This window comes from Enterobacter sp. WPR_3_1, from assembly GCF_003635055.1.
Taxonomy (GTDB): Bacteria; Pseudomonadota; Gammaproteobacteria; order Enterobacterales; family Enterobacteriaceae; genus Enterobacter; species Enterobacter ludwigii.
On record NZ_RBXU01000009.1, the window covers coordinates 306860 to 319630 of the forward strand.

Below are 12771 nucleotides of genomic sequence, written 5' to 3' on the forward strand. Positions count from 1 at the left end.
ATCAGTACAGCAGACGGGCGCGAATGGTACCCGGAATAGCCTTCATGCTCTGCAGCGCTTTTTCCGCTACATCTTCGTCCGCTTCAATATCAATTACCACGTAACCCATCTGAGAGTTCGTTTGCAGATACTGCGCGGCAATGTTGACGCTCTGCTCGGCAAAGATCTGGTTGATCGCAGTCAGCACGCCCGGACGGTTTTCATGGATGTGCAGCAGACGACGGCCACCGTGCAACGGCAGAGACACTTCCGGGAAGTTCACGGCAGAGAGCGTAGAACCGTTGTCAGAGTATTTGCTCAGCTTGCCCGCGACTTCCAGACCGATATTTTCCTGCGCTTCCTGCGTCGATCCGCCGATGTGCGGCGTCAGGATCACGTTGTCGAATTCGCACAGCGGAGAGGTGAACGGATCGCTGTTGGTAGCAGGCTCAGTCGGGAAGACGTCGATTGCCGCCCCCGCCAGATGCTTACGCTTCAGCGCATCGCACAGCGCCGGAATATCGACAACCGTACCGCGCGCAGCGTTGATCAGCAGTGACCCCGGCTTCATCAGCGCCAGTTCCTCAGCACCCATCATGTTTTTCGTCGACGCATTTTCCGGCACATGCAGGCTGACCACGTCGCTCATGTTCAGCAGGTCAGAGAGGTGTTGAACCTGAGTGGCGTTGCCCAGCGGCAGTTTGCTTTCGATATCATAAAAATAGACATGCATCCCCAGGGATTCAGCCAGGATCCCCAGCTGAGTACCGATGTGACCATAGCCGATGATACCGAGTTTTTTACCACGGGCTTCGTATGAACCCGCAGCCAGTTTGTTCCACACGCCGCGGTGCGCTTTGGCGTTAGCTTCCGGAATACCACGCAGCAACAGCAACAGCTCGCCAATCACTAACTCCGCCACGGAACGGGTGTTGGAGAACGGGGCGTTAAAGACAGGCACACCGCGTTTTGCGGCGGCATTCAGGTCAACCTGGTTGGTACCGATGCAGAAACAGCCGATGGCAACCAACTTTTCCGCCGCGGCAATCACGTCTTCAGTCAGTTGGGTACGGGATCGCAGGCCAATGAAATGGGCATCACGGATGGACGCTTTCAGCTCTTCGGTGTCCAGCGCGCCTTTGTGAAATTCGATGTTGGTGTAACCTGCTGCACGAAGGCTATCAAGCGCTTTCTGATGCACGCCCTCAACCAGCAGGAATTTAATCTTGTCTTTCTCCAGTGATACCTTTGCCATTTACCTTACCCGACCCTGTTTTTGTCTGAACTGATGTTGTGCTGGATTTAAATCCGCTGTAGCCAACATATCAAAAAAAACTATTGCAGCAATATGAACGTTTGCGTCGGCACTCTGAAGAAAAGTCATACAGAGCAAAATGACAGAGGAAAATGCTGTAGAAATTTGCGAATGCGGCAGGATCGGCAAACGAGAGGTAAAAAGCGTGACACAAGTCACCGAATTTAGCTTTTCAAATTTTTTTAGCGGGGGGAGGTTTCCCCCCATCAGATCATTTTACGATGGTTTGCACGCCATCTGCCGTGCCGATCAGCGCGACATCCGCGCCACGGTTGGCGAATAACCCTACAGTCACTACGCCTGGAATACCGTTAATGGCATTTTCCAGCGCAATGGCGTCGAGAATTTCCAGACCGTGAACGTCGAGGATCACGTTGCCGTTGTCAGTGATGACGCCCTGACGATATTCCGGGCGTCCACCCAGTCTCACCAGTTCACGCGCCACAGCGCTACGCGCCATTGGGATCACTTCTACCGGCAGCGGGAATTTACCCAGGATATCAACCTGCTTTGACGCATCGGCGATACAGATGAATTTATCCGCCACGGAGGCGATGATTTTTTCACGCGTCAGCGCCGCACCGCCGCCTTTGATCATCTGCATATGGCCGTTGATTTCATCCGCACCATCAACGTAGATGCCAAGACGGTCAACTTCATTCAGATCGAAAACGGTGATGCCAAGGCTTTTCAGCTTTTCCGTGGAAGCGTCGGAGCTGGAAACTGCGCCCTCGATCTGCCCTTTCATCGTGCCCAGCGCATCGATAAAGTGTGCCGCCGTCGAGCCCGTACCAACACCGACAATGGTACCTGGTTGCACATACTGGAGAGCGGCCCATCCTACTGCTTTTTTCAGTTCATCCTGCGTCATGATCGTTTAGCCTGTGGTGTGAAAACGTAGGCCGCATTATAGAACACGTCGGGTGGATTTCGTCTGCCACGAAGGGAAAATTGTGTCATAGTGCAGATTAAGCAAAATTAAGGAGTCAGCCAGAGCAATGAAACGTCCGGACTACAGAACACTACAGGCACTTGATGCAGTTATTCGTGAACGCGGTTTTGAGCGCGCAGCGCAAAAGCTTTGTATCACTCAGTCCGCCGTATCACAACGCATCAAACAGCTGGAAAACATGTTCGGGCAGCCTCTGCTGGTACGTACTGTTCCACCGCGTCCAACGGAGCAAGGGCAAAAGCTCCTCGCCCTGCTGCGCCAGGTTGAACTGCTCGAAGATGAGTGGCTGGGTGACGAACAGACCGGCTCAACGCCGCTGCTGCTCTCGCTGGCGGTGAACGCCGACAGTCTGGCAACCTGGCTATTGCCGGCCCTTGCGCCGGTATTAGCAGACTCCCCGATTCGCCTGAATCTGCAGGTTGAAGATGAAACCCGTACGCAGGAGCGCCTGCGACGCGGTGAAGTGGTTGGGGCGGTCAGTATCCAGCCTCAGGCGCTGCCGAGCTGTCTTGTCGATCAGCTGGGCGCACTGGACTACCTGTTTGTCGGCTCAAAAGCGTTTGCCGAGCGCTACTTCCCGAACGGCGTCACCCGCGCCGCGCTGCTGAAAGCCCCTGCGGTGGCGTTCGACCATCTGGACGATATGCATCAGGCCTTCCTGCAGCAAAACTTCGATCTGCCGCCGGGCAGCGTGCCATGTCATATCGTGAACTCGTCTGAAGCGTTTGTGCAGCTCGCACGTCAGGGCACCACCTGCTGTATGATCCCGCACCTGCAGATAGAGAAAGAGTTGAAAAGCGGTGAGCTGATTGACTTAACGCCGGGGCTGTATCAGCGCCGGATGCTCTACTGGCACCGTTTTGCGCCAGAAAGCCGCATGATGCGCAACGTCACCGACGCGCTGTTGGCGTATGGACATAAGGTGTTGAGACAGGATTAAGGAACAATCCCCCTCTCCTGACGGGAGAGGGGGAAAGTGAAGACGGATTACTGCGCTTTTGCCGGCTCAGTCTGCTGACTTTGGGTCGGCTGCAGCTGGAATACCACATCAACCTGATCGTCGAACTGAATCGTCGGCTGCTCATAAGTTTCCTGAGCAGACACCGGTGCCGCGTCGGACTTCATCATCCGTACCATCGGGCTTGGCTGATAATTTGAGACGTGGTAACGCACGCTGTATACCGGACCGAGCTTACTGTTGAACCCGGACGCCAGCTGTTGCGCCTGATGGATTGCATCATCAATGGCGGCTTTACGCGCCTGGTCTTTGTATTTTTCCGGTTGCGCAACGCCCAGTGAGACGGAACGAATTTCGTTCAGACCCGCTTTCAGCGCGCCATCCAGCAGCGAGTTCAGTTTATCGAGCTGACGCACGGTCACTTCAACGGTGCGCACGGCACGGTAGCCTTTCAGGATGCTTTTACCGTTCTGGTAGTCGTAATCAGGCTGGGTACGCAGGTTGGCAGAGCTGATGTCTTTTTTAGCGACACCGTTCTGCTCCAGGAAAGAGAGATATTGCGCAACACGATCGTCAGCCTGCTTCTTGGCAGAAGCGGCATCTTTCGCGGCCACGTTCACTTCAATTGCCAGCGTTGCAACATCGGGTACCGCATCCACGCTTGCGGTGCCTGAAGTGACGATGTGCGGGCCATCAGGCAATTCACTTGCCTGCACCGACACCGCACCTAAACTCACTAATGCCGCCAGGGCCATCACTTTAAACTTCACTGTCATTCCTCCATGTTGCGAAGAGTGCCCAACAACAGGGCGCATGCCAGCAAGCTTAGCGGCTCTCGCTCAGTTGTCCATAAGACAACGCTTAGTTGAGCAATTCCTGAACATGATGAATCCCCTCTTTTGCCAGCTGAAAGGCAATAAACCACATCACCACGCCCACCAGCGTATTGATGATCCGCTGGGCTTTAGCGGTACGCAGACGCGGGGCCAGCCATGCCGCCAGAATCGCGAGACCGAAGAACCACAGGAATGAGGCGCTGACGGTACCCAGGGCAAACCAGCGTTTCGGCTCAACGTCGAGCTGCCCACCCAGGCTGCCCAGCACCACAAAGGTATCCAGATAAACGTGCGGGTTGAGCCAGGTGACCGCCAGCATGGTAACGATAATCTTCCAGCGGCCCTGCTTCATGACCTCGGCGCTCGCCAGTTCGAGATTGCTGCTCATTGCCGTTTTCAGCGCCCCAAACCCATACCACAGCAGGAACGCTACCCCACCCCAGGTCACCAGCGCCAGCAGCCAGGGAGACTGCATCAGCAGCGCACTGCCGCCAAAGATTCCGGCGCAGATCAGCAGCAAATCGCTCACCGCGCACAGTAGGGCAATCATAAGATGATACTGACGGCGAATGCCCTGGTTCATCACGAACGCGTTCTGCGGGCCAAGGGGAAGGATCATGGCCGCACCTAATGCAAGACCTTGAAAATAATAAGATAACATGAATAAATTCTCAGCAAGTTGTCCTGGGAGCTGACTATACTGCGAGAATCTTATTAGAGGAAATTGATAATGTTAATTGGTGATTAGTATTGCTAATAAAAAGGCCCGGTGGCGTTGCCGCTCACCGGGCCTCCTGAGGAAGAGGATTACTCGGCTTCTTTCTCGCGTTTAAGGTTCACGTCCATCTGTGGATACGGGAAGCTGATCCCGTTGGCATCAAAATCACGTTTGATACGTTCCAGAACATCCCAGTAAACGTTTTGCAGATCGCTGCTTTTGCTCCAGATGCGCACAACAAAGTTGATGGACGATGCCCCCAACTCGTTCAGGCGAACGGTCTGCTCTTTATCTTTCAGAATACGATCGTCGGAGGCAATGATATTGGCGATCAGCGATTTCACCTGATCGATATCAGAATCATACGCCACGCTGATAATCAGCTCGTTACGACGCACCGGCTCGCGGGAAAAGTTAATGATGTTGCCCGCGATGATTTTCCCGTTCGGTACCACCACGATACGGCCATCAACAGTTCGCAGGGTGGTTGAGAAAATCTGCACCTGCAGTACGGTGCCGGCAATACCGCCCAGGTCAACGTACTCGCCAGAGCGGAACGGACGGAAGGTTACCAGCAACACACCCGCAGCCAGGTTCGAGAGCGACCCCTGCAGCGCCAGACCAATGGCCAGACCGGCGGCACCGAGAACAGCAATCACCGAGGCAGTCTGTACGCCAACACGCCCCAGTGCAGCAATCAGCGTAAAGGCAATAATACCGTAGCGCACCAGTGCAGAGAGGAAGTCAGCCACAGTGGCGTCAATGTGACGCGCCAGCATCACGCGGTTTACGGCGTTTGATACGATACGCGCCACGATCATCCCGACGATGATGATGGCAATCGCCGCGACGATGTTAACGGCATAGCTCAGCAGCAGCGCCTGGTTGCGCACCAGCCAGTTACCGGCATTATTGATGCTGTCTACAACATCGAGTTGTTCCATTTAGTCTTCCTTTTGTTATCCCAAAAACACAAAATCCATCCCCCATGGAGACAGGCAGGTCAGTAAAGGGTAAACAAAAAGGACCGGTTTTGCCAAACAGATCACATAAACGGACCGGGCAGACCATTGAAAAAGCATAAAAAAAGGCCCGCATTCGCGGGCCTTCTGATGCTATGAGGAGCTTAAATTACAGAACGTCAACCGCGTTCAGTTCTTTGAAAGCCTGCTCCAGACGCGCCACCATGGAAGTCTGCGCAGCACGCAGCCATACACGTGGATCGTAGTATTTCTTGTTCGGCTGGTCTTCGCCTTTCGGGTTGCCCAGCTGGCCCTGCAGGTAAGCTTCGTTCGTTTTGTAGTACTGCAGGATACCGTCCCATGTTGCCCACTGGGTGTCGGTATCGATGTTCATTTTCACTACGCCGTAGCTTACGGAGTCTTTGATTTCCTGAGCAGAAGAACCGGAACCGCCGTGGAAGACGAAGTTCAGGCTGTTGTGCGGCAGGTTGTGTTTCTTAGAAACGTATTCCTGAGAATCACGCAGGATGGTTGGGGTCAGAACCACGTTACCTGGTTTGTAAACGCCGTGTACGTTACCGAAGGACGCTGCGATGGTGAAGCGTGGGCTGATTTTGCTCAGCTCGGTGTAAGCGTAATCAACGTCTTCTGGCTGGGTGTACAGTGCAGAAGCGTCCATGTGGCTGTTGTCCACGCCGTCTTCTTCACCACCGGTGCAACCCAGTTCGATTTCCAGGGTCATGTCCATTTTGGCCATGCGCGCCAGGTACTTAGAGCAGATTTCGATGTTTTCGTGCAGGGACTCTTCAGACAGGTCGATCATGTGAGAAGAGAACAGTGGCTTACCGGTCGCTGCGAAGTGTTTTTCACCCGCGTCCAGCAGACCGTCGATCCACGGCAGCAGTTTCTTCGCGCAGTGGTCAGTGTGCAGGATAACCGGAACACCGTAGTGTTCAGCCATCTGGTGTACATGGTGCGCACCAGAGATTGCGCCCAGGATTGCCGCGCCCTGAGGAACGTCAGTTTTCACGCCTTTACCAGCGATGAATGCTGCGCCACCGTTAGAGAACTGAACGATAACCGGTGCTTTAACTTTTGCAGCGGCTTCCAGTACGGCGTTAATGGAGTCGGTACCAACGCAGTTAACTGCTGGCAGAGCAAAGTTGTTTTCTTTAGCTACCTGGAACACTTTCTGAACGTCATCACCAGTGATCACGCCAGGTTTTACGAAATCAAAAATTTTAGACATGTTGCTTAGTCCTGTATCTTCGGCCGTTAGAAAAGGTGCGAGCTCTTAAAGCGCGCTGAAAATTGGGCAGGTTTCCCTGCCCTTGAATGGCTTACTTCTTAGCGCGCTCTTCGAGCATTGCTACTGCTGGCAGTACTTTGCCTTCCACGAACTCGAGGAATGCGCCGCCACCAGTGGAGATGTAGGAGATCTTGTCAGAAATACCGAACAGGTCGATTGCTGCCAGCGTATCACCGCCGCCTGCGATAGAGAACGCTTCGCTGTCTGCGATAGCGTTAGCAACGATTTCAGTACCTTTGCGGAAGTTCGGGAATTCGAACACGCCAACAGGACCATTCCACAGGATAGTTTTCGCGTTTTTCAGGATTTCAGCCAGTTTCTGTGCAGAAACGTCGCCCAGGTCCAGAATCTGCTCATCATCTTTGATGTCGTTAACAGATTTCAGGGTCGCAGTCGCTGTTTCAGAGAACTCAGTCGCGACGCGAACATCCGTTGGAACCGGGATATCGCAGGTGGTCAGCAGACGTTTTGCTTCGTCAACCAGATCCGCTTCGTACAGGGACTTACCGACGTTATGGCCTTGTGCCGCCACGAAGGTGTTCGCGATACCACCGCCAACGATCAGCTGGTCAGCGATTTTAGACAGCGAATCCAGTACGGTCAGTTTGGTAGAAACTTTAGAACCACCAACGATTGCAACCATTGGACGAGCAGGTTCTTTCAGCGCTTTACCCAGTGCGTCCAGCTCAGCAGCCAGCAGAGGACCGGCACACGCAACGTCTGCGAATTTACCGATACCGTGGGTTGAAGCCTGCGCACGGTGAGCAGTACCGAAGGCATCCATCACGAATACGTCACACAGTGCAGCGTATTTTTTGGACAGCGCTTCGTCGTCTTTCTTTTCGCCTTTGTTGAAGCGAACGTTTTCCAGAACAACCAGTTCACCGGCAGCGATGTCTACGCCGTCCAGGTAATCTTTTACCAGGCGAACCGGGTTGGACAGTTTGTCTTTCAGGTAATTAACAACTGGCAGCAGAGAGAACTCTTCATTGTACTCGCCTTCAGTTGGACGACCCAGGTGGGAGGTCACCATCACTTTAGCGCCCTGCTTCAGAGCCAGTTCGATGGTTGGCAGAGATGCACGGATACGCGCGTCGCTGGTCACTTTGCCATCTTTAACCGGTACGTTCAGATCAGCACGGATGAAAACGCGTTTACCAGCCAGATCCAGATCGGTCATCTTAATTACAGACATGGTGAATCCTCTCGTTGATTCTTAAAGTTTTGCAGACGCACGATGCGTCTTACCTGAAACCTTGAGCGGCCATTGCTAACGTGGTGTCGAGCATTCGGTTAGCAAAGCCCCATTCGTTATCACACCAGACCAGCGTCTTGATAAGGTGTGCGCCACTGACGCGCGTTTGAGTGCCATCGACAATGGCGCTGTGCGGGTCGTGGTTAAAATCTACTGAGACCAACGGTAATTCCGTATAGTCAACTATACCATGAAATGCCCCCTGTGCCGCTTTTTGCAGCAACAGGTTGACTTCACAGGCTTTTACCGGTTTTTTCACCGTCACGCTCAGGTCAATTGCGGTGACGTTAATCGTCGGTACACGTACGGCAATTGCTTCAAAACGATCGTTAAACTGCGGGAAAAAACGGGTGATACCTGCCGCCAGTTTTGTGTCCACCGGAATGATTGACTGGCTCGCGGCTCGCGTGCGTCGTAAGTCCGGATGATAGGCGTCAATCACCTGCTGATCGTGCATCGCTGAATGAATCGTGGTTACGGTGCCGGATTCAATGCCATACGCATCGTCTAACAGTTTGATGACCGGAATAATGCAGTTGGTGGTGCAGGAGGCGTTGGAAACAATGCGGTGTTCGGCTTGCAGCTCATGCTGATTCACGCCAAATACGACGGTCGCGTCGAGGTCGTTGCTGCCAGGATGGGAAAACAGGACTTTTTTCGCACCTGCTGTCAGATGCGCTTCGCCATGCTCGCGGTTACCGTATACGCCAGTACAGTCAAGTACGATATCCACACCCAGTTCACGCCACGGTAGCCCGGCAATACTGCTCTCATGCAGCACGCGGATGGCATCGTCGCCGACAAACAGCTGATCTCTTTCCTGGCGAACATCCCAGGCAAAGCGTCCGTGGCTGGTGTCATATTTCAACAAATGCGCCATGCCCGCAGCATCCGCCAGTTCGTTGATAGCCACCACGGTTATTTCCGCCCGACGCCCGGATTCATATAAAGCACGAACCACGTTACGCCCGATGCGACCGAAGCCATTAATCGCTACGCGTACGGTCATAGATCTCCTGCAAAGCTATCCCTGAGTTTGAGGTGGCTGAAAGAGTAATCCAGCTACGCCCGAAGGGGAATCCTTGCTGTCACAAACTGCGATTGATTGGTCAATTGTCGAACATTTAATCGACTGAAACGCTTCAGCTAGAATAAGCGAATCAGTGAATAAAAGGAATGTCTGTCCAGAGCAATAAGCGCGCTATATGACTTGCGTCACATTTTGGATGGAATAATTCACAGGAACGTTACATGTTTGAGGAATAGTGGACATATAAAGCGGATAGCGTGAAAAAACAAAACGGTAACCCAAAGGTTACCGTTTAGGGTGTTTGCGCCCTCTTCTCAGTGAGAGCACGGACAGGGGCTCGCGCCCCTCCCCTACAAACGATTACAGCAGTTCTTTTGCTTTCGCGACAACGTTTTCAACGGTGAAGCCGAACTCTTCGAACAGCAGTTCTGCCGGAGCAGATTCACCAAAGGTGGTCATGCCGACGATTGCGCCGTTCAGGCCCACATATTTGAACCAGTAGTCAGCGATACCCGCTTCTACTGCCACGCGCGCGGTAACGGCTTTAGGCAGTACGGATTCGCGGTAGGCGGCATCCTGCTTGTCGAACGCATCGGTAGACGGCATGGAAACCACGCGCGCTTTAACGCCTTCGGCAGACAGTTTTTCCCATGCGGCAACAGCCAGCTCAACTTCAGAACCGGTCGCGATGAAGATCAGCTCTGGCTGACCCGCGCAATCTTTCAGCACGTAACCACCACGGGCGATGTTCGCCAGCTGCTCTGGAGTACGCTCCTGCTGTGCCAGGTTCTGACGGGAGAGGATCAGTGCGGTTGGACCGTCCTGACGCTCAACACCGTATTTCCACGCCACGGCGGACTCAACCTGGTCACATGGACGCCATGTGCTCATGTTTGGCGTCACGCGCAGGGAAGCCACCTGCTCTACCGGCTGGTGAGTTGGACCATCTTCGCCCAGACCGATGGAGTCGTGGGTGTAGACCATCACCTGACGCTGTTTCATCAGCGCAGCCATACGCACGGCGTTACGCGCGTACTCGACAAACATCAGGAAGGTAGAGGTGTACGGCAGGAAACCACCGTGCAGGGAGATACCGTTTGCAATCGCAGTCATACCGAATTCACGCACACCGTAGTGGATGTAGTTACCGGCAGTGTCTTCGTTGATTGCTTTAGAACCAGACCAGATTGTCAGGTTAGATGGCGCCAGGTCAGCGGAGCCGCCCAGGAATTCTGGCAGCAGCGGACCGAACGCTTCAATCGCATTCTGAGAGGCTTTACGGCTGGCGATTTTGGATGGGTTCGCCTGCAGTTTAGCAATGAACTCGTTCGCTTTGGCGTCGAAGTCAGACGGCATGTCACCCTTCATACGACGGGTAAATTCAGCCGCTTCCTGTGGGAAGGCTTTCGCATAGGCAGCGAACTTCTCGTTCCATGCGGATTCTTTCGCCTGACCCACTTCTTTAGCATCCCACTGCGCGTAAATTTCAGATGGGATTTCGAAAGCAGAATATTTCCAGCCCAGCGCTTCGCGCGTCAGAGCGATTTCCGCGTCGCCCAGTGGCGCACCGTGGGAATCGTGGGTACCCGCTTTGTTCGGAGAACCGAAACCAATGATGGTTTTGCACATCAGCAGTGACGGCTTGTCCGTCACAGCGCGCGCTTCTTCTACTGCACGTTTAATCGAGTCAGCATCGTGACCGTCAACGCCACGCACAACGTGCCAGCCGTAAGCTTCGAAACGCTTCGCGGTGTCGTCAGTGAACCAGCCTTCAACGTGACCGTCGATGGAGATGCCGTTGTCGTCATAGAACGCAACCAGTTTGCCCAGCTTCAGGGTACCTGCCAGGGAGCACACTTCGTGAGAAATGCCTTCCATCATGCAGCCGTCGCCCATGAATGCGTAGGTGAAGTGGTCAACAATGTCATGACCTGGACGGTTGAACTGCGCGGCCAGGGTTTTCTCGGCAATCGCCATACCCACCGCGTTAGCAATACCCTGACCCAGCGGGCCGGTGGTGGTTTCTACACCTGCGGTGTAACCCACTTCCGGGTGACCTGGCGTTTTGGAGTGCAGCTGGCGGAAGTTTTTCAGCTCTTCAATTGGCAGATCGTAGCCAGTGAGGTGCAGCAGGCTATAGATCAGCATTGAGCCGTGGCCATTAGACAGCACGAAACGGTCGCGGTCAGCCCAGGAAGGGTTCTGCGGGTTGTGGTTCAGGAAATCGCGCCACAGGACTTCGGCGATATCAGCCATACCCATTGGGGCGCCCGGGTGGCCGGATTTGGCTTTCTGTACTGCGTCCATGCTCAGCGCACGAATAGCATTAGCAAGCTCTTTACGTGAGGACATTTTAACTCCAGATCGGACTGTTAAAGGCCATGCCCTTGACGACAGCGCGTTTTGGGCTACGCCGGAAAAAAGTGCCAACAATGTAACCCAAGCGGCATGTCATGTACATGGAGCATTCTTTTGCAGCTTAAGAAATCTCTGGATCATGCTCGCATGTTGCGCAATCTGCTCGCCCGGCCCCGTAGATATTCCTTATACTTAGCCCGACCCCGGCTTCGTTGCCGGTGCACTTTTCAGATTTTATTCAGATTAACGAGTACGGAAGCGACATCATGAAAATGCGTGCAATAGTGCTGGCCCTGGGTACAACGCTCCTGCTGAGCGGCTGTCAGAATATGGATTCTAACGGCCTGATGTCCTCAGGCGCAGAAGCCTTTCAGGCCTACTCCCTGAGCGACGCACAGGTTAAAGCGCTGAGCGACCAGGCCTGTAAAGATATGGACGGAAAAGCCACGCTTGCCCCGGCCAATAGTACCTACACGCAGCGTCTGAATAAGATAGCCTCCGCGCTGGGTGATAACATTAATGGCCAGCCGGTGAACTATAAGGTGTACATGGCCAAAGATGTAAACGCCTTCGCGATGGCGAACGGCTGCATCCGCGTTTACAGCGGGCTGATGGATATGATGACCGACAACGAAGTTGAAGCGGTTATCGGCCATGAAATGGGCCACGTTGCACTTGGCCACGTGAAGAAAGGCATGCAGGTTGCGTTAGGCACTAACGCCATCCGCGCCGCGGCGGCGTCTACGGGCGGTATCGTCGGCAGCCTGTCACAGTCGCAGCTTGGCGATGTGGGTGAAAAGCTGGTTAACTCTCAGTTTTCGCAGCGTCAGGAATCCGAAGCGGATGACTACTCCTACGATCTGTTGCGCAAACGCGGCATTAATCCATCAGGTTTAGCCACCAGCTTCGAAAAACTGGCCAAACTGGAAGCCGGTCGCCAGAGCTCTATGTTTGATGACCACCCGGCGTCAGAAGAGCGCGCACAGCATATTCGCGACCGTATGGCCGCAGACGGAATTAAATAATTCGAAAGGAGGCATATTTGCCTCCTTTTTATTTCGCATGAATTGTTAATTTAACCGCACATATCGGTAATAGT

Annotated in this window: 11 protein-coding genes; 2 read left to right on the top strand and 9 right to left on the bottom strand. The window is 53.8% G+C overall.

Features of this window, described 5'->3' with window-relative positions; genetic code table 11:
• Position 1 precedes the first annotated feature (1 nt).
• Together serA and rpiA are read right to left on the bottom strand one after the other, a co-directional pair.
• The gene (gene serA, locus BJ887_RS09795; protein ID WP_014171529.1) at positions 2 to 1234 is read right to left on the bottom strand and encodes a phosphoglycerate dehydrogenase; all 1233 of its coding nucleotides are present in this window, start codon (positions 1232 to 1234) and stop codon (positions 2 to 4) included.
• Between the two features lie 271 nt (positions 1235 to 1505).
• Positions 1506 to 2165, bottom strand: coding sequence for a ribose-5-phosphate isomerase RpiA (gene rpiA, locus BJ887_RS09800; RefSeq protein ID WP_014171530.1), 660 nt, complete (start codon positions 2163 to 2165; stop codon positions 1506 to 1508).
• 127 nt (positions 2166 to 2292) lie between these two features.
• Here rpiA and argP point away from each other — a divergent pair, with 127 nt between their 5' ends.
• Positions 2293 to 3186 carry a DNA-binding transcriptional regulator ArgP gene (gene argP / locus BJ887_RS09805; RefSeq protein WP_008499727.1) on the top strand — a complete coding sequence of 298 codons (894 nt, stop codon included), beginning with the start codon at positions 2293 to 2295 and terminating at the stop codon, positions 3184 to 3186.
• A gap of 47 nt (positions 3187 to 3233) precedes the next feature.
• On the opposite strand, the gene BJ887_RS09810 is transcribed toward argP, so the two are convergent.
• From BJ887_RS09810 to tkt, 7 genes are all read right to left on the bottom strand, one after another.
• Positions 3234 to 3974 (bottom strand): oxidative stress defense protein, encoded by a 741-nt coding sequence (locus BJ887_RS09810; RefSeq protein ID WP_121339809.1) that lies wholly within the window; start codon positions 3972 to 3974, stop codon positions 3234 to 3236.
• A gap of 91 nt (positions 3975 to 4065) precedes the next feature.
• A complete protein-coding gene (gene argO / locus BJ887_RS09815) occupies positions 4066 to 4701 on the bottom strand; it encodes an arginine exporter ArgO (RefSeq protein ID WP_014171533.1) in 636 nt (211 codons plus the stop codon).
• 146 nt (positions 4702 to 4847) lie between these two features.
• Positions 4848 to 5702 carry a small-conductance mechanosensitive channel MscS gene (mscS, locus tag BJ887_RS09820; RefSeq protein ID WP_014171534.1) on the bottom strand — a complete coding sequence of 285 codons (855 nt, stop codon included), beginning with the start codon at positions 5700 to 5702 and terminating at the stop codon, positions 4848 to 4850.
• Positions 5703 to 5889: 187 nt separating this feature from the next.
• Complete coding sequence (fbaA, locus tag BJ887_RS09825) at positions 5890 to 6969, bottom strand: class II fructose-bisphosphate aldolase (protein WP_014171535.1); 1080 nt, start codon at positions 6967 to 6969, stop codon at positions 5890 to 5892.
• A 91-nt stretch (positions 6970 to 7060) separates the two neighbouring features.
• The gene (gene pgk, locus BJ887_RS09830; protein WP_014171536.1) at positions 7061 to 8224 is read right to left on the bottom strand and encodes a phosphoglycerate kinase; all 1164 of its coding nucleotides are present in this window, start codon (positions 8222 to 8224) and stop codon (positions 7061 to 7063) included.
• A 49-nt stretch (positions 8225 to 8273) separates the two neighbouring features.
• Entirely contained in the window at positions 8274 to 9293 is a 1020-nt protein-coding gene (gene epd / locus BJ887_RS09835) for an erythrose-4-phosphate dehydrogenase (protein WP_014171537.1), read from the bottom strand.
• 381 nt (positions 9294 to 9674) lie between these two features.
• Complete coding sequence (gene tkt / locus BJ887_RS09840) at positions 9675 to 11666, bottom strand: transketolase (protein ID WP_047956078.1); 1992 nt, start codon at positions 11664 to 11666, stop codon at positions 9675 to 9677.
• 272 nt (positions 11667 to 11938) lie between these two features.
• Between tkt and BJ887_RS09845 the strand changes: the two genes are divergently transcribed.
• The gene (locus BJ887_RS09845) at positions 11939 to 12697 is read left to right on the top strand and encodes a M48 family metallopeptidase (RefSeq protein ID WP_020883714.1); all 759 of its coding nucleotides are present in this window, start codon (positions 11939 to 11941) and stop codon (positions 12695 to 12697) included.
• Positions 12698 to 12771: the final 74 nt, after the last annotated feature.

Excerpts from the sequence above, each read along its gene's own strand:
- serA (WP_014171529.1), bottom strand. The coding sequence starts at position 1,234 with ATGGCAAAGGTATCACTGGAGAAAGACAAGATTAAATTCCTGCTGGTT.
- rpiA (WP_014171530.1), bottom strand. The coding sequence starts at position 2,165 with ATGACGCAGGATGAACTGAAAAAAGCAGTAGGATGGGCCGCTCTCCAG.
- argP (WP_008499727.1), top strand. The coding sequence starts at position 2,293 with ATGAAACGTCCGGACTACAGAACACTACAGGCACTTGATGCAGTTATT.
- argO (WP_014171533.1), bottom strand. The coding sequence starts at position 4,701 with ATGTTATCTTATTATTTTCAAGGTCTTGCATTAGGTGCGGCCATGATC.
- mscS (WP_014171534.1), bottom strand. The coding sequence starts at position 5,702 with ATGGAACAACTCGATGTTGTAGACAGCATCAATAATGCCGGTAACTGG.
- fbaA (WP_014171535.1), bottom strand. The coding sequence starts at position 6,969 with ATGTCTAAAATTTTTGATTTCGTAAAACCTGGCGTGATCACTGGTGAT.
- pgk (WP_014171536.1), bottom strand. The coding sequence starts at position 8,224 with ATGTCTGTAATTAAGATGACCGATCTGGATCTGGCTGGTAAACGCGTT.
- epd (WP_014171537.1), bottom strand. The coding sequence starts at position 9,293 with ATGACCGTACGCGTAGCGATTAATGGCTTCGGTCGCATCGGGCGTAAC.
- tkt (WP_047956078.1), bottom strand. The coding sequence starts at position 11,666 with ATGTCCTCACGTAAAGAGCTTGCTAATGCTATTCGTGCGCTGAGCATG.
- BJ887_RS09845 (WP_020883714.1), top strand. The coding sequence starts at position 11,939 with ATGAAAATGCGTGCAATAGTGCTGGCCCTGGGTACAACGCTCCTGCTG.